The sequence below is a fragment of the Streptomyces sp. Y309 genome (genome assembly GCF_056712025.1).
Window position 1 is genome coordinate 6,724,093 of record NZ_CM160048.1, and the last position, 21,096, is coordinate 6,745,188.

Annotated in this window: 17 protein-coding genes; 4 read left to right on the plus strand and 13 right to left on the minus strand. The window is 72.2% G+C overall.

The window, feature by feature from the left end:
* Positions 1 to 127: 127 nt before the first annotated feature.
* A complete protein-coding gene (locus AC0KTA_RS27805) occupies positions 128 to 1,162 on the minus strand; it encodes a TIGR01777 family oxidoreductase (protein ID WP_481050950.1) in 1,035 nt (344 codons plus the stop codon).
* A gap of 62 nt (positions 1,163 to 1,224) precedes the next feature.
* On the opposite strand from AC0KTA_RS27805, the gene AC0KTA_RS27810 reads away from it, so the two are divergent.
* Both AC0KTA_RS27810 and AC0KTA_RS27815 read left to right on the plus strand, forming a co-directional pair.
* Positions 1,225 to 1,713: an N-acetyltransferase family protein gene (locus AC0KTA_RS27810; protein WP_481050951.1), complete on the plus strand. Its 489-nt coding sequence runs from the start codon at positions 1,225 to 1,227 to the stop codon at positions 1,711 to 1,713.
* 157 nt (positions 1,714 to 1,870) lie between these two features.
* A complete protein-coding gene (locus tag AC0KTA_RS27815) occupies positions 1,871 to 3,121 on the plus strand; it encodes a PP2C family protein-serine/threonine phosphatase (RefSeq protein ID WP_481050952.1) in 1,251 nt (416 codons plus the stop codon).
* Here AC0KTA_RS27815 and AC0KTA_RS27820 read toward each other — a convergent pair.
* Both AC0KTA_RS27820 and AC0KTA_RS27825 read right to left on the minus strand, forming a co-directional pair.
* Positions 3,102 to 3,758, minus strand: coding sequence for a TetR/AcrR family transcriptional regulator (locus tag AC0KTA_RS27820; RefSeq protein ID WP_481050953.1), 657 nt, complete (start codon positions 3,756 to 3,758; stop codon positions 3,102 to 3,104). The genes AC0KTA_RS27815 and AC0KTA_RS27820 overlap by 20 nt on opposite strands.
* Before the next feature lie 93 nt (positions 3,759 to 3,851).
* Positions 3,852 to 4,373 carry a DUF4240 domain-containing protein gene (locus tag AC0KTA_RS27825; RefSeq protein ID WP_481056585.1) on the minus strand — a complete coding sequence of 174 codons (522 nt, stop codon included), beginning with the start codon at positions 4,371 to 4,373 and terminating at the stop codon, positions 3,852 to 3,854.
* Positions 4,374 to 4,506: 133 nt separating this feature from the next.
* Here AC0KTA_RS27825 and AC0KTA_RS27830 point away from each other — a divergent pair, with 133 nt between their 5' ends.
* The gene (locus AC0KTA_RS27830; protein WP_481050954.1) at positions 4,507 to 5,460 is read left to right on the plus strand and encodes an SDR family oxidoreductase; all 954 of its coding nucleotides are present in this window, start codon (positions 4,507 to 4,509) and stop codon (positions 5,458 to 5,460) included.
* Between the two features lie 46 nt (positions 5,461 to 5,506).
* Here AC0KTA_RS27830 and AC0KTA_RS27835 read toward each other — a convergent pair whose 3' ends face one another.
* The 7 genes from AC0KTA_RS27835 to AC0KTA_RS27865 form a co-directional block, all read right to left on the minus strand.
* A complete protein-coding gene (locus AC0KTA_RS27835) occupies positions 5,507 to 6,478 on the minus strand; it encodes a helix-turn-helix transcriptional regulator (RefSeq protein ID WP_481050955.1) in 972 nt (323 codons plus the stop codon).
* Positions 6,479 to 6,798: 320 nt separating this feature from the next.
* Positions 6,799 to 9,495: a pyruvate dehydrogenase (acetyl-transferring), homodimeric type gene (aceE, locus tag AC0KTA_RS27840; RefSeq protein WP_481050956.1), complete on the minus strand. Its 2,697-nt coding sequence runs from the start codon at positions 9,493 to 9,495 to the stop codon at positions 6,799 to 6,801.
* A gap of 335 nt (positions 9,496 to 9,830) precedes the next feature.
* Positions 9,831 to 10,454, minus strand: coding sequence for a GntR family transcriptional regulator (locus AC0KTA_RS27845; protein WP_481050957.1), 624 nt, complete (start codon positions 10,452 to 10,454; stop codon positions 9,831 to 9,833).
* Between the two features lie 118 nt (positions 10,455 to 10,572).
* Positions 10,573 to 12,363, minus strand: a complete 1,791-nt coding sequence (sucB, locus tag AC0KTA_RS27850) for a 2-oxoglutarate dehydrogenase, E2 component, dihydrolipoamide succinyltransferase (RefSeq protein WP_481050958.1) — start codon at positions 12,361 to 12,363, stop codon at positions 10,573 to 10,575.
* A 60-nt stretch (positions 12,364 to 12,423) separates the two neighbouring features.
* Complete coding sequence (gene lpdA / locus AC0KTA_RS27855; RefSeq protein ID WP_481050959.1) at positions 12,424 to 13,812, minus strand: dihydrolipoyl dehydrogenase; 1,389 nt, start codon at positions 13,810 to 13,812, stop codon at positions 12,424 to 12,426.
* A 320-nt stretch (positions 13,813 to 14,132) separates the two neighbouring features.
* Positions 14,133 to 15,707: a leucyl aminopeptidase gene (locus AC0KTA_RS27860; protein ID WP_481050960.1), complete on the minus strand. Its 1,575-nt coding sequence runs from the start codon at positions 15,705 to 15,707 to the stop codon at positions 14,133 to 14,135.
* A gap of 103 nt (positions 15,708 to 15,810) precedes the next feature.
* A complete protein-coding gene (locus AC0KTA_RS27865; RefSeq protein ID WP_481050961.1) occupies positions 15,811 to 16,605 on the minus strand; it encodes an adenosylcobinamide-GDP ribazoletransferase in 795 nt (264 codons plus the stop codon).
* 78 nt (positions 16,606 to 16,683) lie between these two features.
* Between AC0KTA_RS27865 and AC0KTA_RS27870 the strand changes: the two genes are divergently transcribed.
* Entirely contained in the window at positions 16,684 to 17,466 is a 783-nt protein-coding gene (locus tag AC0KTA_RS27870) for a hypothetical protein (RefSeq protein WP_481050962.1), read from the plus strand.
* Here the strand turns inward: AC0KTA_RS27870 and AC0KTA_RS27875 are convergent.
* The 3 genes from AC0KTA_RS27875 to cobT are packed head-to-tail and all read right to left on the minus strand — an operon-like array spanning position 17,388 to position 21,037.
* Positions 17,388 to 18,104, minus strand: coding sequence for a hypothetical protein (locus tag AC0KTA_RS27875; RefSeq protein WP_481050963.1), 717 nt, complete (start codon positions 18,102 to 18,104; stop codon positions 17,388 to 17,390). The two genes, AC0KTA_RS27870 and AC0KTA_RS27875, sit on opposite strands and share 79 nt — an antisense overlap.
* Positions 18,101 to 19,882, minus strand: a complete 1,782-nt coding sequence (locus AC0KTA_RS27880) for a phosphatidylglycerol lysyltransferase domain-containing protein (RefSeq protein ID WP_481050964.1) — start codon at positions 19,880 to 19,882, stop codon at positions 18,101 to 18,103. Before AC0KTA_RS27880 ends, AC0KTA_RS27875 begins: the two co-directional genes overlap by 4 nt.
* 57 nt (positions 19,883 to 19,939) lie before the next feature.
* Complete coding sequence (cobT, locus tag AC0KTA_RS27885) at positions 19,940 to 21,037, minus strand: nicotinate-nucleotide--dimethylbenzimidazole phosphoribosyltransferase (RefSeq protein ID WP_481050965.1); 1,098 nt, start codon at positions 21,035 to 21,037, stop codon at positions 19,940 to 19,942.
* Positions 21,038 to 21,096: the final 59 nt, after the last annotated feature.

The following is a 21,096-nucleotide window of genomic DNA, read 5'->3' on the forward strand; positions in this document are numbered from 1 at the left end:
GAGCCGAAACGGTCGGCGGGAGTCGCGCATGCACCGGGCATGGTCGCACGACGGTCGCACACGTGGACGGAAGCGATCGGGAACGGTCGTCAGGCGGGGCGGAGCGCCACGCGTCCGGCCGCCTGCGTCACCTGAGCGCGGCCCGGATCGCGTCCTCGATGCCGGGGTGGGCGAAGGTGAACCCCGACTCCGAAAGGCGTGCGGGAAGCACCCGTTGACTCCCCAGGACGTCGCCCGCCATCTCGCCGAGGGCGACGCGCAGGACCGGCGCGGGAGCGGTGAACACCGTCGGACGCCGCAGCACCCGGCCCATCGTGGCCGTCACCTCGCGGTTGGTGACCGGCTGCGGTGCCGTCAGGTTGAACGCTCCGGACAACTCGTCCCGCGCGAGCAGATGCCGCATCGCGGCCACCTCGTCGTGCAGCGCGATGAAGCTCCAGTACTGCCGCCCGTCGCCGAGCCGCCCGCCGAGGCCCGCCTTGAAGAGCGGGAACATCCGCCCCCAGGCGCCGCCCTCGCGCGCGACGACCAGACCGCTGCGCGTGAACACGGTGCGTACGCCCGCGTCCTGGGCCGCGGCCGCCGCCTGCTCCCACTCCACGCACATGGTGGGCAGGAAGCCCTCTCCGGGAGGGGCGGTTTCGTCCACCGCGCGCTGACCGGTGTCTCCGTAGTAGCCGATCGCGCTCGCGTTCAGGAACACCCGCGGCGGCTCGTCGAGGGCGGCCACGGCGGCCGCGAGCGTCCTGGTGCCGAGCACCCTGCTGTCGCGCAGCTCGCGCTTGTACGCGTCGGTCCAGCGGCGGTCCCCGATGCCGGCGCCCGCCAGGTTCACCACGGCGTCACAGCCCGCGAGCCCGGCGGCGTCCACGTGCCCCTCCTTGGGGTCCCAGCGCACCTCGTCGCGCGCACGCGGGGCCCGGCGCACGAGACGTACCACCTCGTGTCCGTCGGCGGCGAGCGAGCGCCGGAGCGCCGAGCCGATGAGGCCGGAGGAACCTGCCACGGCGACGCGCTGCTTCGCGGGCTCGGCGGCGCGCTCGGGCCGCTCGGGCCTCTCGGACTGTGCGGGCCTCTCGGACTGTGCGGGCCGCTCGGGCTGGTCGGGCTGCTCGGGCCCCTCGGACTGTGCGGGCCGCTCGGGCTGGTCGGGCTGCTCCATGGGGCCATCCTGCCGTGAAAAGGACGGTTCCGCTGTCATACGTCCGCCGTACAGTGGCGCTCATGCAGCAGACGTACATACGCACCGCGCGGGCCGACGACGATGACGTGCTGGCCCGCATGGACCGCGACAACTGGTCCACCCTGCACTCCGTGCAGCCGCGTCCGCAGGCGCCCTACGAGTCGTTCTTCTCCGAACGGTTCGGCCCCCGCGACCACTTGGTCGCCGAGGTGGACGGACATGTCGTCGGCTACGTCAGGCTCGGGTTCCCCACTCCGCTCGCCGTGCACGCCCACGTACGCCAGATTCTCGGCTTCGTCGTCGCCGACGAGGCGCGCGGCAAGGGCGTGGGGCGGCGGCTGCTCCAGGCCGTGGTGGAGGAGGCACGCCGGCAGGGCGCCCGCCGCATCACGCTGCGGGTGCTCGGGCACAACACCGCGGCCCGCACGCTCTACGAGTCGGAGGGGTTCGTGACCGAGGGCGTGCTGCCCGGCGAGTTCCTCCTGGACGGTGAGTACGTGGACGACGTCCTCATGGGCCGCCCTCTGTGACCCTCCTACGCCGCCCCTTGTGACACCGGGGCCGCGTGTGCGGCCGCTCCGGTCGTGCGCCCGCCCGGCGCGCACCCGACGGACCGGCCCGGCGTGCGCCCGCCCCGCGCGCGTAGGAGCGTGGACACGTTCTCCGGTCCGCCGGGAAGGAGCACCGATGATCAGGGCCGCGGCCAGGCGGCGGGACGTGGGGGAGGCCGGCTGGCCCCGCCGCGCGCCCACACCTCCCTGGGCGCGCTGGCCCGCGCCCGTGCTCCTGGTCGTGACGTGCGTCGTCCAACTGCTCACCCCGAAGACGCTCGACCTCAGCTTCTTCCTCGCCGCCGTGCCACCGCTGGCCGCGCTCGCCTACGGTCCGGCCGCCACGGCGCTCCTGGGCGGCATCGTGCTGCTGATGCTCTCCCTGCCGAATTTCGACCTGGGGCGCCCAGGGGAGAGCGACACGGCGACCGTCGGCTTCGTGGCGCTGCTCAGCGTGCTCTTCGCCTGGGTGCGCAGCCGGCGCGACGCCCAGCTCGTCACGGTCCGTACGGTCGCGGAGGCGGCCCAGTTCGCGGTCCTTCCGCCGCTGCCGGAACGCGTGGGTCCGGTGCGCTGCGCGGGCCTGTACCGGGCGGCGCAGCGCGGCACGCTGGTGGGCGGCGACCTCTTCGACGTACGCCGGGGGCCCTGCGGGGTGCGGGCGCTGGTGGGGGACGTGCAGGGGCACGGGCTCGCGGCCGTGGGGACCGTCGCGGCGCTGCTCGGCGCCTTCCGGGAGGCGGTCCTGGACCAGGGCGACCTCGAAGGCGTCGCCGCGCGTCTCGACCGGCGCCTGGTCATCGACTCCACGGAGGCCGAACTCCAGCGGCGCCTCGTCATCGACTCCGAGGGCGCGGAAGGAGCGGAAGGAACAGCACCGGGCGAGCCCGGCGAGCTCTTCGCCACCGCCGTCCTGCTGGAGGTCGACGACACGGGCCGTGAACTGCGCCTCGTCTCGTGCGGCCACCCGCCGCCGCTGCTGCTGCGCGGCGGCACGGTCACCGAACTGGAGGTCGCCCCCGGCGCCCCGTTGGGCCTCGGCATCGCGGGGGTGACGCCGCCCGAACCGGTCGTCGTGGAGCTCGAGCCCGGCGACTGGCTGCTGACCGTGACCGACGGGGTGACCGAGGCGAGGGACGCCTCGGGAGAGTTCTATCCGCTGGCGGAGCGGCTGCCCGCCTTCTTCGAGAAGGAGCGCAGCGACCCGGCCGCCTTCACGGACGCGATCTGGAGTGACCTGGTCCGCTTCTCCGGAGGGGTACGGGACGACGTGGCGCTGCTGGTGTTCGTGGTGGAGGAGCGGGCGGCGGACCCGGAGGATGGGGCAGGCCCGGCGGACCCCGCGGACCCGGCGGCGCCGGACGGTCTCAGCTCGCCAGCAGCCTGAGCCCGCCGGTCAGTTCGCGCAGGCAGCGGACCGCCAGCTCGGCGGGGGAGCGCGGGCCGCTCGGCGGGTCGTCCGTGGCGGCCCAGGTCTCCAGGGCGATGCGGATCGCGTCGGTCGCGGCCGCGGCGGCGAGGCGCACCTCGAGCTCGTCCGCGCCGTCGCCCGCGAGGTGAGCGAGTATCGGGACCAGCTGCTCCTCGGACTCCTGGTTCACCCGGTACCAGACGGCACGCAGGGCCGGGTCGTCCTGCGCGGCGCGCAGCAGGCCGCGGGTCCACTCCAGGGCTTCGTCGGCCCGCGTGTCCGCCGGTGTGAGGGCCTCGGCGATGGACCGCTCGAGAGCGGTGGGCACCGCGGTGTCCAGGTCCGCGAGCCGCGCCCGCCACGCGGCGGCGCCCCCGGCCAGGAGCGGGGCGACGGCGTCCTGCTTGTTGCGGAAGTAGCGGTAGAAGGTGCGCAGCGCCACGCCGGCCCGGTGCGCGATCTCCTCGGCCGTGGTGCCGTCCGGGCCGTGCTCGGCGAAGAGTTCGGCGGCGGCGCGGGCGATGTCGAGCTGCGTGGCCGCCTTGCGGCGCTCGGTCAGCGAGGGGCGGGCAGACTGCGGCGCTCGCGTGGGCTGCGACGGTTGGGTGCTCACGTTCGAAGCCTACGCGCGAACACACAGGAATTCATGAATTGACGGTATGGCAAAACGTGCCACGAGGGCGTACATTGAAATGTGAGAGGAGGGTCAGCGCGCCGCGAACCGTTCCCACAGCTTGGGGTAGCGCTCCGCGAGGACGCGGTCGTCCTCGAAGTCGAGGGAGGTGCCCTCCGGCTCGGGCGGTGCCGGGGCGATGCCGAGGTCGGGGGCGACGGTTCCGGTCATCCGCTCGTAGGCCTCGTCGGCCGCGTAGCCCAGCTCTTCGCCGTCGCCGTCGATCTCGTCGTCGAAGTCGTCGAGGAGGTCGGCCAGCGAGTCCGCGTCGTGCACGGCGCCTTCGAAGACCTCCCGGCCCTGCCCGATCAGCCAGCACCGGAAGTAGTCGAAGGCGTCGTCGCTCGCCCCGTCGAGCAGGATCCAGGCGGCGCCCCACAGGTCCCAGCGGTAGGCGCGGTTGTAGCGGGCCTCGAAGTGCCGCGCGAAGTCCAGGACGGAGTCCGGGTCGTACTCCAGCAGTCTGTCGACGACCAGCTCGGCCTGGTCCTCGGGGTCGCCCTCGGCGGCCTCGCGGGTGCTGTCCACGATCTCCCAGAACTCCGTCTCGTCCATCACGGGTCAAGCATCCGTCCTGGGGGGTGGGGGCGCACGCGGAGTGCGCCGGAATGCGGCTGTGTCGTTATGCGTGCACATGCCCGTGGAAAGACCGACAGAAGGTGTCGGCTTTCGCTGCGAGGCTCCACGCATGGAGAAGAAGCAGGGGCCGGACACGGAGAACACACGGAAGATCGCGCTGGTGGCCGGGGCCACGCGCGGGGCCGGGCGGGCCATGGCGGTGGAGCTGGGCCGCGCCGGGGCGACCGTCTATGTGACGGGGCGGACGACCCGGGAGCACACGAGCGAGGTGGGCCGGACCAAGGAGACGATCGAGGGCACGGCGGAACTCGTCGATGCCGCAGGCGCCGAGGCGGGCACGGGCGGCACGGGGATCGCGGTGCCGACCGACCACCTGGACCCCGAGCAGGTGCGCGCGCTCGTCGAGCGGATCGAGGCGGAGCAGGGCCGCCTCGACATCCTCGTCAACGACATCTGGGGAGGTGACGTCCATGTCGAGTGGGACAAGAAGATGTGGGAGCACGACCTGGACAAGGGCCTGCGGATCATCCGCCTGGGCATGGAGAGCCACATTGTCACCAGCCGGTTCGCGCTGCCGCTGCTGATCAAAAACCCCGGCGGCCTGGTGGTCGAAGTGACCGACGGCACCGAAGAGTTCAACCGCCGCTACCGCAAGCCGTTCTACTACGACCTGGCGAAGGCGGCCCCGCTGCGGATGGCCCGCGCGCTCGCGGAGGAGCTGAAGGAGTACGGCTGCACGGCGCTGTGTCTGACGCCGGGCTGGCTGCGCTCGGAGGCCATGCTCGACACGTACTTCAAGGTCACCGAGGAGAACTGGATGGCCGGCTGCGAGCAGGACCCGCACTTCGCGATCTCCGAGACGCCGACGTTCGTGGGCCGGGCGCTGGTCGCGCTGGCCACGGACCCCGAGGTGGCGCGGTGGAACGGCGCGTCCCTGTCCAGCGGCGGCCTCGCGCAGGAGTACGGCTTCACGGACGTGGACGGCTCGGCGCCGGACGCCTGGAGGTACATCACGGAGGTGGAGCACGAGGGCAAGCCGGCGGACGTGACGGGCTACCGGTAGAGCGGCGGGGCCCGGCTAGAGCGTCGGGCCCCGGCGGCCCCCGGGGTCACCGGTAGAGCGCGGCCATCCGGGCGGCCGTCGCGGCGAGGCGGTCGCGCAGCTCCGGGGGCTCCAGGACCTCGACCTCCGGGCCCAGCATGAGGAGTTGGGAGTACGCGACCACGCTGGACTCGACGGGCAGGGTGACGGTGACCCGGCCCTGGTCGTCGGGTTCGGCGTCGGCGAGGACCTCGCGGGCGGCGGCGCGGTCGGTGACGTAGGGGAGTTGCCGGGCGCCGTCCGGGGACAGGCGGAGGACGGCCTTCTCGCGCAGGATGGCGCGGGCGAACTGGGCGGCGCGCTCCTCCCAGAAGGCGGGCAGGTCGAACTCCTCGTCGCGCACGAAGTGCTCGTCGGCGGCGGGTTCGACGGAGGTGAAGCGGTCGATGCGGTAGACGCGGTAGGAGCCGGATTCCGGGACGCGGGCGCACAGGTACCAGACGCCGGCCTTCAGGACGAGGCCGTAGGGCTCCAGTTCGCGGTCGACCTCGGAGTCCTGGCGCCGGTAGCGGGCGACGAGACGGCGGTCGTCCCACACGGCGTCCGCGACGGCGGGCAGCAGGGCCGGGGCCGGGGCCTCCTTGAACCAGCCCGGGGCGTCCAGGTGGAAGCGCTGGGCGGCGTTCTGGGAGGCGTCGCGCAGGGACGGGAGCAGGGCGGCGGACACCTTCAGGCGGGCGGCGGACGCGGCGTCCTCCAGGCCCATCTCGCGCAGGGCGCCCGGTACTCCGGACAGGAACAGTGCCTCCGCCTCGCTGCGGGCCAGCCCCGTCAGACGGGTCCGGTATCCCCCGATGAGCCGGTAGCCACCCGTCCGCCCGCGGTCGGCGTACACCGGCACGCCCGCCTCCGAGAGGGCCTGGGCGTCCCGCGTGATGGTGCGCTCCGAGACCTCGAGCTCCTCCGCGAGCTCGGCCGCGGTCATGGAGGCCCGCGCCTGAAGCAGAAGCACCATCTTGATGAGCCGGGCAGCGCGCATGCCCCCATGATGCCGCGCGCCCGGCACCGGGGCTGGGGCAGGGGCGGGTGGGTTGCCCGGCGCCGGGGTGGCCGCCTGTGCCCACCCGTGCCGCCCCCTGGGCGGCCCAGCTGCCCACAGGCGGAGGCGAGGCGGGGCAAGGGCGCAGCCCAGGGGAGCACCCCGGGGCCGACGGTCACGGGCGGGCGGGTGGGAAAACCCGCCGCGGAGCGGCGGGGGAGGGCTGCCGCACGGCAACACAGGCGTGGGGCCCCGTCACAGCGACGGGGCCCCACACTGCGTACCGAGCCGGAGGCTTACCCCCGTACCGAGCCGGAGGCTTACAGGCCGTACTTGGCCCGAGCCTCCTTCACCGCGGCCGCAGGCACGACCCCCTGCGCGGCGAGCCGAGCCAACGCCGCGACGACGACGGACTCCGCGTCGACACCGAAGTGGCGGCGCGCCGCGTCACGCGTGTCGGAGAGGCCGAACCCGTCCGCGCCGAGCGAGGAGTAGTCCTGCTCGACCCACTGGGCGATCTGGTCCGGCACCTGCCGCATGTAGTCGGAGACCGCGAGGACGGGACCCTCGGCGCCCTGGAGCGCCTGCCGCACGTACGGCACCCGCTCCTCGCCGCGCAACAGCGCCGCGTCCGCCTCCAGGGCGTCGCGCCGCAGCTCGGTCCAGGAGGTCGCGGACCACACGTCGGCGGCCACACCCCACTCCTCGGCGAGCATCCGCTGGGCCTTGAGGACCCAGTGGATGGCCGTACCGGAGCCGAGGAGCTGGATCCGCGCGGCGTTGGCGGCGGGCGAAAGACCCGCCGTCTCGGCCGTGTTGAAGCGGTACAGACCCTTCACGATGCCCTCGTCCACACCCGCGGGCTTCGCGGGCTGCGGCATCGGCTCGTTGTAGACGGTCAGGTAGTAGAAGACGTCCTGGTCCTCGCCCGGCGCGGCCTCGCCGTACATCCGGCGCAGACCCTCCTTGACGATCGCCGCGATCTCGTACGCGAACGCGGGGTCGTACGAAAGAGCGGCCGGGTTCGTCGCGGCGATCACCGGCGAGTGGCCGTCGGCGTGCTGCAGACCCTCACCCGTCAGCGTCGTACGACCGGCGGTGGCGCCGATGAGGAAGCCGCGGCCGAGCTGGTCGCCGAGCTGCCACATCTGGTCGGCGGTCCGCTGCCAGCCGAACATCGAGTAGAAGATGTAGAAGGGGATCATCGCCTCGCCGTGCGTCGCGTACGACGACGAAGCGGCGATGAAGTCCGCCATCGAACCGGCCTCGGTGATGCCCTCGTTGAGGATCTGGCCGTTCTTGGCTTCCTTGTAGTACATGAGCTGGTCGCGGTCGACCGGCTCGTACGTCTGGCCCTTCGGCGAGTAGATGCCGAGGGACGGGAACAGCGACTCCATGCCGAAGGTGCGGGCCTCGTCCGGGACGATCGGGACCCAGCGCTTGCCGGTCTCCTTGTCGCGTACGAGATCCTTGACCAGCCGTACGAGCGCCATGGTCGTCGCCACCGACTGGGAGCCGGAGCCCTTGTCGAAGGCGGCGAAGGCCTTGTCGGCCGCGGCGGGCAGCGGCGCGAGGGCGTGCGTGCGGCGGGCCGGGGCCGGGCCGCCGAGGGCCGCGCGGCGCTCCTGGAGGTAGCGGACCTCGGGGGAGTCGGCGCCGGGGTGGCCGTAGGGCACGACCCCGTCCACGAACTGACTGTCACTGATCGGCAGTTCAAGAAGGTCCCGCATGTTCTTGAACTCGTCCGTCGTCAGCTTCTTCATCTGGTGGTTCGCGTTCTTGGACGCGAAGCCCTCACCGAGGGTGAAGCCCTTGACGGTCTGCGCCAGGATGACGGTCGGCGCGCCCTTGTGCGACAGGGCGGCCTTGTACGCGGCGTACACCTTGCGCGGCTCGTGGCCACCGCGGGAGAGGTGGAAGCACTCGAGGATCTTGTCGTCGCTCAGCAGCTTCGCCATCTCGACGAGCGCCGGGTCGGACCCGAAGAAGTCCTCGCGGATGTACGCGGCGTCACGCGTCTGGTACGTCTGCACCTGCGCGTCCGGGACCTCGCGCAGGCGGCGGACCAGCGCACCGGTGGTGTCGAGCGCGAACAGCTCGTCCCAGGCGTTGCCCCACAGCGACTTCACGACGTTCCAGCCGGCGCCGCGGAACTGGGCCTCCAGCTCCTGCACGATCTTGAAGTTGGCGCGCACCGGGCCGTCGAGGCGCTGCAGGTTGCAGTTGATGACGAAGGTGAGGTTGTCGAGCTCCTCACGCGCCGCCAGTGCGAGGGCCGCCGTCGACTCCGGCTCGTCCATCTCGCCGTCGCCGAGGAACGCCCACACGTGCGAGGACGAGACGTCCTTGATGCCGCGGTTGGTCAGATAGCGGTTGAAGCGGGCCTGGTAGATCGCCGACAGCGGGCCGAGGCCCATGGAGACGGTCGGGAACTCCCACAGCCACGGCAGGCGGCGCGGGTGCGGGTAGGACGGCAGGCCGTTGCCGCCCGCCTCCTGCCGGAAGTTGTCGAGCTGAGTCTCGTTCAGCCGCCCGTCGAGGAAGGCGCGGGCGTAGATGCCGGGGGAGGCGTGGCCCTGGATGTACAGCTGGTCGCCGGAGCCGTCCCCCTCCTTGCCGTGGAAGAAGTGGTTGAAGCCGGTCTCGTACAGCCAGGCCGCGGAGGCGAAGGTGGCGATGTGGCCGCCGACGCCGTGCTTGGCGCCGCGGGTGACCATCGCGGCCGCGTTCCAGCGGTTCCACGCGGTGATCCGGGACTCCATCGCCTCGTCGCCGTCGATGACGGGCTCGGTGGCGGTGGGGATGGTGTTGACGTAGTCCGTCTCAAGAAGCTTGGGCAGCGCCAGGCCCGCGCCCTCGGCGCGCTCCAGCGTGCGGCGCATCAGGTACGCGGCACGGTGCGGCCCGGCCGCCTTGGTCACGGCGTCCAGGGAGGCCTGCCATTCGGCGGTCTCCTCCGGGTCGCGGTCCGGGAGCTGGTCGAGCTCGCTCGGCTGGATGCGGGAGGGGTCGGTCATTACGCCGCCTTCCTGAGTCGGAGGGGGTGCCCATGCCTGGTCGGGCGGGGGTCCCTTAACGGAAAGGGTCGGGGGTGCCCTTGGTCTTTGGCAGGACAGGGCGGTGGGCTCCGGGCGGAATCATGTGTGTGGCTCCGCCACAGGGCCGCCATCGACTGTAAGCCCGCGATCGATGATCGATCAAAGCCTTGAAGGGAAAACTTCCCCAGATCGACAAAAGTGGGCACAGAGTGCCGCGCCGAGGGGCACGCAGTGCCTTCGTTTTGAAGGGTTTACGCAGGTGGGGCGACGTATGAGCACAGTGACCGGAGAATGAGCGCCGCCCCCGGGAAGGGTCACGCGCGCGGCGCGCAGCCGAGCACGTGGGCCTTCACCAGCTCCGCGATCGCGGGGTCCCGTCGACGGAACGCCGAGACGAGCTCCTCGTGCTCCTCCGCGTACGACTGCTGCACGGTGCCCAGCCAGCGGATGGACAGCGCGGTGAAGACCTCGATGCCGAGCCCCTCCCAGGTGTGCAGGAGCACGGAGTTGTGCGCGGCCCGCACCAGTTCCCGGTGGAAGGCGACGGTGTGCCGCACCTGGCCGGTGCCGTCGGAGGCCCGGTCGGCCTCGTACAGCGCCGCCACATGGGATTCGAGGGCCGAGCAGTCCTCGGCGAGCCGGTCGGCCGCCAGCTCGGCGGCGATGGCCTCCAGACCGGCCCGGACGGGATAGCTCTCCTCCAGGTCGGCGGCGGTCAAGTTCCGTACCCGGACGCCCTTGTTGGGCGCGGACTCGATCAGCCGCAGCGACTCCAGCTCCCGCAGCGCCTCCCGCACGGGCGTCTGGCTGACCTCCAGCTCGACGGCGATCCGGCGCTCCACGATCCGCTCGCCCGGCTTCCAGCGCCCGCTCACGATGCCTTCCACGATGTGCTCGCGAATCTGTTCGCGCAGCGAGTGAATGACGGGGGCGGTCATGTGGGCTCCTCAAGGAAGGGCGGCGACCTTTAGACAATACGGCCGCGCCCCCGCCCGGAAACCTCCGGGCGGGGGCGTACTCGCTGATGAGACGAGTGTTACAGCCGTACGAGCGGTGCTACAGGCCGAGCTCGACCTCGAACTCGCCGGCCTCCAGGATCGCCTTGACCGTCGTCAGATAGCGGGCGGCGTCGGCGCCGTCCACCAGACGGTGGTCGTAGGACAGCGTCAGGTACGTCATGTCCCGCACCGCGATGGTCTCGCCGAGGTCGGGGTGGTTGATGACGACCGGGCGCTTGACGGTGGCGCCGATGCCGAGGATGCCCACCTGGTTCGGCGGCACGATGATCGTGTCGAACAGCGCGCCGCGCGAGCCCGTGTTGGAGATGGTGAACGTCGCGCCCGACATCTCGTCCGGGCTGATCTTGCTGGTGCGGACCTTGTTGGCCAGGTCGGCGGTCGCCTTGGCGATACCGGCCAGGTTCAGGTTGCCGGCGCCCTTGATGACCGGCGTCATCAGACCCTTCTCGGAGTCCACGGCGATGCCGATGTTCTCCGAGTCGAAGTACGTGATGGTGCCTTCGTCCTCGTTGATGCGGGCGTTGACGACCGGGTGGGCCTTCAGCGCCTGCGCCGCCGCCTTGACGAAGAACGGCATCGGGGACAGCTTGACGCCCTCGCGGGCGGCGAACGCGTCCTTGGCCTGGGCACGGAGCTTCATCAGCTTCGTGATGTCGACCTCGACCACGCTGGAGAGCTGCGCCTGGCCGTGCAGCGCCTTCATCATGTTGTCGCCGATGACCTTGCGCATGCGGGTCATCTTGACCGTCTGGCCGCGCAGCGGGGACGCCTCGATGACCGGAGCCTTCGAAGCGGCCGCGGGAGCGGCGGCGGCCGGGGCGGCGGCAGCGGCCGGAGCCGCGGCCTTCGCGGCCTCGGCGGCGGCGAGCACGTCCTGCTTGCGGATGCGGCCGCCGACGCCGGAGCCCTTGACCGAGCTCAGGTCGACGCCGTTCTCCGTGGCGAGCTTGCGCACCAGCGGGGTGACGTACGCGCCGTCGTCGGCCGGGGTGACCGGGGCCGGGGCGGCGGGGGCGGCCGGGGCGGCGGGCTGGGCCGGAGCGGCCGGGGCCGCAGCCGGGGCCGCGGGCTGCGCCGGGGCGGCCGGAGCCGCGGGGGCAGCGGGAGCGGCCGGAGCCGCGGGGGCAGCCTGGGCCTGAGCCGGAGCCGCGGCCGGGGCCTCGGCGGGGGCGGCCGGGGCGGCAGCCGGGGCCTCGGCGGGGGCGGCACCGGGCGCACCGATGACGGCGAGCTTGGCGCCGACCTCGGCGGTCTCGTCCTCACCGACGACGATCTCCAGGAGAACGCCGGAGGTGGGCGACGGGATCTCGGTGTCGACCTTGTCCGTGGAGACCTCGAGCAGCGGCTCGTCGGCCTCGACGGACTCGCCGACCTCCTTCAGCCAGCGGGTGACGGTGCCCTCGGTGACGGACTCGCCGAGCGCGGGCAGGGTGACCTCGGTGCCCTCGGCGGAGCCGCCGGCCGGAGCGGCGGGGGCTGCGGCGGGGGCCTCGGCGGGGGCGGCCTGGGTCGGAGCCGGGGCCTCGGCGGCGGGCTCGGCGGCCGGGGCGGGCTCGGCAGCCGGGGCCGGAGCCGCGGCCGGCGCGCCGGAGCCGTCGTCGATGACGGCCAGCTCGGCGCCGACCTCGACGGTCTCGTCCTCGGCGACCTTGATGGAGGCGAGCACGCCGGCGGCGGGGGAGGGGATCTCGGTGTCGACCTTGTCGGTCGAGACCTCGAGCAGCGGCTCGTCGGCCTCGACGCGCTCGCCCTCGGCCTTCAGCCAGCGGGTGACAGTGCCTTCAGTGACGCTCTCGCCGAGCGCCGGAAGGGTTACGGAAACCGACATGGTTTCTGTTGCTCCTTAACTACGTACGTATGTGGTCGTCGCGCCCGTGTGACTGAAGGCTCAGTCGTGGGAGTGCAGCGGCTTGCCGGCGAGGGCGAGGTGGGCCTCGCCGAGCGCCTCGTTCTGCGTCGGGTGGGCGTGGATGAGCTGGGCCACCTCGGCGGGCAGCGCTTCCCAGTTGTAGACCAGCTGGGCCTCGCCCACCTGCTCACCCATGCGGTCGCCGACCATGTGGACGCCGACCACGGCACCGTCCTTGACCTGGACGAGCTTGATCTCGCCCGCGGTCTTGAGGATCTTGCTCTTGCCGTTGCCCGCGAGGTTGTACTTCAGAGCGACGACCTTGTCCGCGCCGTAGATCTCCTTGGCCTTGGCCTCGGTGATGCCCACGGAGGCGACCTCGGGGTGGCAGTACGTCACCCGGGGCACGCCGTCGTAGTCGATCGGGACGGTCTTGAGACCGGCCAGACGCTCCGCCACCAGGATGCCCTCGGCGAAGCCGACGTGCGCGAGCTGGAGCGTCGGAACCAGGTCACCGACGGCCGAGATCGTCGGCACATTGGTCTGCATGTACTCGTCGACCAGGACGTAGCCGCGGTCCATGGCGACGCCCTGCTCCTCGTACCCGAGGCCCCCGGAGACCGGGCCGCGGCCGATGGCGACGAGCAGCACCTCGGCCTCGAAGGTCTTGCCGTCGGCGAGGGTGACGCGCACGCCGTTCTCGGTGTACTCGGCCTTGTCGAAGAAGGTGCCGAGGTTGAACTTGATGCCGCGCTTGCGGAAGGCGCGCTCGAGAAGCTTGGAGCTGTTCTCGTCCTCGACCGGCACGAGGTGCTTCAGGCCCTCGATGACCGTCACGTCGGTCCCGAAGGACTTCCAGGCGGAGGCGAACTCGACGCCGATGACGCCGCCGCCGAGGATGATCGCCGACTCGGGCACGCGGTCCAGGACCAGCGCGTGGTCGGAGGAGATGATGCGGTTGCCGTCGATCTCCAGGCCCGGGAGCGACTTCGGCACGGAGCCGGTCGCGAGGAGGATGTGGCGGCCCTGGACGCGCTGCCCGTTCACGTCCACGGAGGTCGGGGACGACAGGCGGCCCTCGCCCTCGATGTAGGTGACCTTGCGGGAGGCGACCAGGCCCTGCAGGCCCTTGTACAGGCCGGCGATCACGTCGTCCTTGTACTTGTGGACGCCCTTGATGTCGATGCCCTCGAAGGTGGCCATGACGCCGAACTGGTCGGCCTCGCGCGCCTGGTCGGCGATCTCGCCGGCGTGCAGCAGGGCCTTCGTGGGGATGCAGCCGTTGTGCAGGCAGGTGCCGCCGAGCTTGTTCTTCTCGATCAGTGCGACGTCGAGACCCAGCTGCGAGGCGCGCAGGGCCGCGGCGTAACCGCCGCTACCACCGCCGAGGATCACTAGGTCGAAAACGGTGCTGGCGTCGTTCGCCACGTCACGTCCTCCATGCATGTGCGCCGTGCGCCGGACCCCTCTTACCGGGGACGACCGGTCGGTCGGCTGGTATTCGGCCGCTCTTCTTCGGCCCTTTGGTGGGGGCCCTGTCCTGCCGAGAACCCATCTTCGCACTTGTCGGCGACAGGCGGGACGCCGGGCCGGGCTGTGGGGCGGTTGATCGCCCGTACCGGGGGGTCAGGGCCACGTACGAACGTACGGATTTCATTGACAGCGAAATCTTCGTACGTCGATGAGTGGGTCCACGCGTACGGCCCCGGGGACGAGGGCCTCCCGGGGCCGTACACGCGGCGTGCTGGTCAGCCGAGGTCGCCCGCGGCCGTGCGCTCGGCGAGCCGCACGAGGGTGCGCACCGCGGAACCGGTGCCGCCCTTGGGGGTGTAGCCGAAGGGGGCGGAATCGTTGTAGGCGGGGCCCGCGATGTCCAGGTGGGCCCAGGTGATGCCCTCGCCCACGAACTCCTTCAGGAACAGGCCCGCGACCAGGCCGCCGCCCATGCGCTCACCCATGTTGGCGATGTCGGCGGTGGGGGAGTCCATGCCCTTGCGCAGGTGCTCCGGCATCGGCATCGGCCAGGACGGCTCGCCGACCTCCTCCGCGATCTCGTGGACCGAGGTGCGGAAGGCGTCGTCGTTGGCCATGATGCCGAAGGTGCGGCCGCCCAGGGCCATCATCATGGCGCCGGTCAGGGTGGCCACGTCGACGATCGCGTCGGGCTTGTCCTCGGAGGCCTTGGTGATCGCGTCGGCGAGCACCAGGCGGCCCTCGGCGTCGGTGTTCAGGACCTCCACCGTCTTGCCGCTGTACATCCGCAGGACGTCGCCGGGGCGGGTGGCGGAGCCGGACGGCATGTTCTCGGCGAGCGCGAGCCAGCCGGTGACGTTGACCTCGAGGCCGAGCCGGGCGGCGGAGATCACGGCCGCGAACACGGCGGCGGCGCCGCTCATGTCGCACTTCATGGTCTCGTTGTGACCGGCGGGCTTCAGCGAGATGCCGCCCGAGTCGTACGTGATGCCCTTGCCGACGAAGGCCAGGTGCTTCTTCGCCTTCGACGACGTGTACGACAGCTTCACCAGCCGCGGCGGGGCGTCGGAGCCCACACCCACGCCGACGATGCCGCCGAAGCCGCCCTTGGCGAGCGCCTTCTCGTCCAGGACCTGGACCTTGACGCCGTGCTCCTTGGCGGCGGCGCTGGCCACCGCCGCGAAGGCCTCCGGATTGAGGTCGTTCGGCGGCGTGTTGACCAGGTCGCGGCAGCGGTTGAGCTCTTCGGAGACGGCGATCGCGCGCTCGACGGCGGCCTTGTGGGCCTTGTCGCGCGGCTTGGCGCCGAGCAGGGCGACGTCGGCGAGCGGCGCCTTGGCGCCCTTCTCGTCCTTGTCGGCCTTGCCGCCCTTGCCCTTGGCGGTCTTGGCGGCCTTGGTGTCGCTGTTGCCGTTGCCCTTGTAGGCGTCGAAGGAGTACGCCCCGAGGAGCGCGCCCTCCGCGATCGCGCCCACGTGGCCGGCGTCCTCGACGGGCAGCGCGAAGCCCGCCTTCTTGGTGCCCGCGAGGGCCCGGGCGGCGGCACCGGCGGCGCGGCGCAGCACCTCGGCGTCGTACGCCGCGTCCTTCTGCGGGACCGCGCCGAGGCCGACTGCCAGGACGACGGGCGCCTTGAAACCGGACGGCGCGGGCAGCTTCGTCACCTCGCCCTCGGCGCCCGACGCGCCGAGGGTCTCCAGGACGGAAGCGAGCTTGCCGTCGTACGCCTTGTCCACGGACTCGGCGCCAAGGGCCACGACCGGTCCCTTGGCGCCCTTCGCGACACCGACGACGATCGCGTCGGCGCGCAGGCCGGGCGCGGCGGCGGTGCTGAGAGTCAGAGCAGTCACGGTGCTGAAGTCCCTCTTTCTTTGGAGGTTTTCTTGAGTTCTTGGCGGGCTTTGGGGTGGTAAGCCCGTCGCGAGCCTACGCCCGTAAGTGTTGCGGTGCGCCTCACTGTGAGTGTTGGCCGAGGCTGAGCACAAGGAGGACGGTGGTGGCGGCGGTTTCGGCGAGACCGCCGAAGACGTCGCCGGTGACGCCGCCGAAGCGGCGCACGCAGTGGCGCAGGAGGAGCTGGGCGGCGGCGCAGGCCAGCAGGACGGCGGCGGCGTGCTGGACCATGCGGGGCGCTCCGCCGGGCAGGCCCGCCGCGGCCGCCGCGGCCGTGACGGCGACGAGGACGGCGGCCGCGCCCCGGCCCGGCACCGTGCCCGCGACAGCGGCGCCCAGGCCTTCCGGGCGGGCCGCGGGTACGCCCGTGCGGGCGGCGAGGGTGAGGGCGAGGCGGGCCGTGGTGGCGGCGAGCAGGGTGGCGGTGGCGCCGTGCGTCCAGCTCTCGTCGTACAGCTCGGCGAGGGCCGCCACCTGGGCGAACAGCACGAGTACGAGGGTGATGACGCCGAACGGGCCGATGTCGGACTGCTTCATGACGCGCAGGGCGCCCTCGGCGTCCTTGCCGCTGCCGAGGCCGTCGGCGATGTCGGCGAGGCCGTCCAGGTGGAGGCCGCGGGTGCCCGCGGCCGGCAGGGCGACGGCGGCGACGGCGGCCACGAGGGGGCTCGCACCGAGGGCCAGGAGGGCCGAGCCCGCCGCGGCGGCGGCCAGTCCTACGGCGAGCCCCGCGAGCGGGGCGCACAGCATGCCCGCGCGGGCGGCCTCCCGGTCCCACCTCCGGACCCGGACCGGGACCACGGTCAGTGTCCCGAAGGCGAACCGGAGGCCGTCGGCGGGGGTGGGTCTGGGCATCCGGTGAGGTTACCCGGGGGCCGGGGCGCGGGCGTGGTCCACCCTGCGAAAGCCTGCGGCGAAACGGAAGATGGCCCCATGAGCGACTGGTGGTACCGGAACATCGTGGAGCCGGGGAAGCTGCCCCTGCTGCTCGCGCTGGTCGCCTTCGTCGGGTCCTTCCTGGTCACCAGGACCATCACGCGCCTCATCCGCGCCGGAAAGGGCCCGTTCCGCAACATCAGTACGGGCGACGTCCACGTCCACCATGTCGTGCCGGGCATCTTCCTGACGCTGGTCGGCGGCTTCTGGGCGGTCGCCGCGGGACGGCACAGCGTCGGGTCGATGTGCGCGGCCGTCATCTTCGGCCTGGGCGCGGGCCTGGTCCTGGACGAGTTCGCCCTGATCCTGCACCTGGACGACGTCTACTGGAGCGAGCAGGGCCGCAAGAGCGTGGAGGTCGTGATCCTCACGACGGCCCTGGTCGTCCTGATCCTCACCGGCTTCAGCCCGCTCGGCGTGAACGAGCTCTCCGCGGACGAGCGCCACGACCGTGTCGCGTTCGCCCTGAACATCACCCTGAACTGCGGCTTCGCCGTGATCGCGCTGGCCAAGGGCAAGCTGCGCACGGCCCTGATCGGCATGGTCGTCCCGTTCGTCGCGCTGGTCGGCGCGATCCGGCTGGCCCGGCCCGGCTCGGCGTGGGCGCGGCGGTTCTACCGCAACCGCCCCCGCGCGCGGGCCCGCGCCGGCCTGCGCGCGTTCCGCCACGACCGCCGCTGGACGGGGCCGCGGCGCTGGTTTCAGGACCTGATCGGCGGCAAACCGGACCCGGTGGCGCCCGAGCGGCCGGAACCGGAACTTCCGCCGCGCCCCCGGTGACGTACCTCGGACACCAGGCACAGCACGAGCACCGCCGCGATGGCCGCCAGGTGCTCCTTGCCCGCGAGGTTGTTCTTGAACAGCACCTCGACCACCATCAGCACGACCACCAGCGCCGCCGTGAAGTACGCCCGGTAGCGCCAGCACACGAACACCGCGAGCCCGACGACCGCCGCCGAGGGGCCGGTGTCGACGACCCGCGCGTCCGACGCGGGCAGTCCGAACCAGTTGTCGTAGCCCAACGCGATGCCCACGCGCGCGTACATCGTGCCCGCCAGCGTCGCCACGTACCCGATGACGAGCGTGCGCCACCAGCCCAGGCAGATCTCCGCGATGCCGAAGACCAGCAGGATCTGCGCGAGCGCGCCCCACACCGGCAGGTCGAGCGCGGGTACGAAGAGCGACAGCGGGGTGCGCAGCAGGGCGAGCCACAGCGGGTCCTCGGCCCGTACGCAGCCGATGTTCTGGATGAACTGATAGCCCCAGGACTGGTTCTGCACGTACTGGAACACCGCCGTCAGGCAGACGGCCGCCAGCGTCATCGGGATCGCGCGCCAGCGCCGGGCGGCGAGCCCGTCGCGCACGGTGCGGTACAGGAGCCCCCACTCGGCACGGGCCGGCCGGGACAGGGTGCTCATCGTCGGGACTCCAGATGTGTGCGGTGCAGCCATTTCGGCAGGCCGGGTGCTTCGAGGAAGCCTTCGGCGCGGGCGGCGGCGATGCCGATGCGCAGCAGGTCGCCGCTCTTCTCGAAGAGGAGGAAGCGGGGTTCCCAGATGGGCCGGTACTTGGCGTTGGCGCGGTACAGCGACTCGATCTGCCACCACCGGGAGAAGAAGCTGAGCAGCGAGCGCCACAGCCGGAGCACCGGGCCCGCGCCGAGCCGTGAGCCACGTTCGAAGACCGACCTGAACATCGCGAAGTTCAGTGACACCTGCGTGATCTGGATCTCTGCGGCGCGCTGGAGCAGCTCGATGACCATGAACTCCATCAGGCCGTTCTCGGCGTCGCGGTCGCGCCGCATCAGGTCGAGTGAAAGGCCGCCCGGCCCCCACGGCACGAAGGAGAGCACCGCCCGCAGTTCGCCCGCACCTTCCCCCGCGCGGCTGGACCAGCACTCCAGCATCACGCACTCCCCGTCCGCGGGGTCGCCGAGCCGGCCGAGCGCCATGGAGAAGCCGCGCTCGGTGGCGCCGTCGCGCCAGTCGTCGGCACGCTCCAGGAGGTACGCCATCTCGTCGGCGGGGATGTCGTGGTGGCGGCGGATGCGGACCTCGTACCCGGCGCGTTTCACCCGGTTGTAGGCCTGCCGGACGGTCCGCATGGCCCGGCCCTCCAGGGTGAAGTCGGCGATCTCGACGATCGCTTCATCACCGAGTTCCAGGGCGTCGAGTCCGTGCCGGGCGTAGATGGTGCCGGCCTCCTCGCTCGCGCCCATCACGGCGGGGGTCCAGCCGTGTTCGCGGGCCTCGGCGAGCCACGGCTCGATGGCGCCGGGCCAGGCCTCCGGGTCGCCGATGGGATCACCGGAGGCGAGCGACACCCCGCTGACGACCCGGTACGCGACCGCAGCCTTGCCCGTCGGCGACCACACCACGCTCTTCTCGCGGCGCAGCGCGAAGTACCCGAGCGAGTCGCGCTCGCCGTGCCGGTCGAGCAGCGCGCGCAGTCGTGCCTCGTCGTCCTCCGACAGCGGGTCGACGGCCCTGCGGGAGCGGAACGCGGCGTACAGGACGGCGCAGAGCAGCACCGTGCTCAGGACGTTGATGCTGACGTTGACCCAGCCCGGCGTGGCGATCCCGGCGAACCGGGAGTCGTCGGCGGCCAGCGACACGAGCCGCATCGTGCCGTAGCGCCAGCGGTCGAGGAACGTCGAGCGGTACTCGTCGTGGGCGTGGTTGGTGACGGTCACCAGGAACGCGGCGAGCAGCGACGTCACCAGCAGCCCGCCGACCGCCACGGCCGCCGCGAGCTTGGGGTTCGAGCGGTCGCCCTTCGCGTAGAACTCGCGGCGCCCCATGAGGAGCGCGGCCACGAAGAGCGCGGTGAGGCCGAGCGAGATCCAGTTCTGCGCGTACTGCCTGATCTCCGCGAAGCCCATCGCGAAGGCGAAGAGCAGCAGGAAGAGGCCGCTGAGTACGAGGTTGAGGATCCAGGCGGCCCGCTTCCGGCGCCGCATGGTGATCGCCAGGAACATCGTGAAGACGCCGGAGGCGAAGCCCGCGGTGAGCAGGTACGGGGTGAAGAAGTTCTCCGTGTTGTGGCGTCGCAGGTCCTGGCCGAGGGAGACCCACACGGCACTGAGGAAGTTCACGAACGTGACGGCACGCAGATACCAGACGGCCACGGCCGCCCCCCGCCGCGAGGCCACCGTGGACGCCCGAACCCGCTCTTCCCCTGCCCGCACATCTCCCATAAAAAGGGATCTTATGGGGCGTTGTGATGTGATATGCGGCTGCGGAGCTCGCTGTCGTCAGCTCTGCTCGGTCTGTCCGGCCTGCTCGGGGCTGTGCTCAGGCTGTCCGGCCTGCTCGGCAGGAAGTTCCGCAGACAGAGCGGCAGCGGCCCGTACCAACGGCACCGCCAGCAACGCCCCCACGCCCTCCCCGACCTTCACGCCGTGCGTGAGCAGCGGCTCCAGCGCCATCCGGTCGAGGGCCTTCGCCTGCGCCGGCTCCCCGCTGTCGTGCCCCGCGAGCCACCAGTCCGGCGCCCGGAACGCGACCCGCTGCGCCACCAGCGCCGCGGCCGCCGACACGACCCCGTCGAGGATCACCGGCGTGCGCCGCACCGCGCACTGCAGCAGGAACCCGGTCATGGCGGCCAGGTCGGCCCCGCCCACGGCCGCGAGCAACTGCATCTGGTCGCCGAGCACCGGCCGCGCGCGCCGCAGCGCGTCCCGCACGGCCGCGCACTTGCGCATCCACGCCAGATCGTCGATCGGCGCCCCGCCCCGCCCGGTGACGACGGAGGCGTCCGTCCCGCACAGCGCCGCGATCAGCGTCGCCGCCGGTGTCGTACCGCCGACACTGACGTCGCCGAGCACGACCAGGTCCGTGCCGGAGTCGGCCTCCTCGTCGGCGAGCGCGACGCCCGCCTGCACCGCGCGCTCGGCCTCCTCCGCCGACATCGCGTCCTCGATGTCGATGCGCCCGGAGCCACGCCGCACCCGGTGCCCGGCGACCTCGGCGGGCAGCCCGTCCGCGTCGCAGTCCAGCGCCATGTCGACGACCCGCACGGGCACGTCGAGCCGCCGCGCGAGCACGGCCGCGGGGCTCGCGCCGGTCAGCACGCCGCGTACGAGCTCGGCCGCGCCGCCCGCCGCCCGCGCGGAGACGCCGAGCTCGGCCACTCCGTGATCGCCGGCGAACAGCACGGCCTTCGGCCGCTCGATCGGCTTGACCGGGACCGCGGCCTGCGCCGCCGACAGCCATTCGGCGAGGTCGTCGAGGCGGCCGAGCGACCCGGGCGGCACGGCCTGGCGCTCCCTGCGCTCTTCGGCGTCACGGCGCACCCCGCCGTCGGGCCGCTCGATCAGGTCGGTGAAGTCGTCGAGAATCAGCGAGCTCATTCGGCGAACAGTACCGGCGTGCCCGGACGTTCGCGCGAACGGCCCCGCGTGCCCGGGCC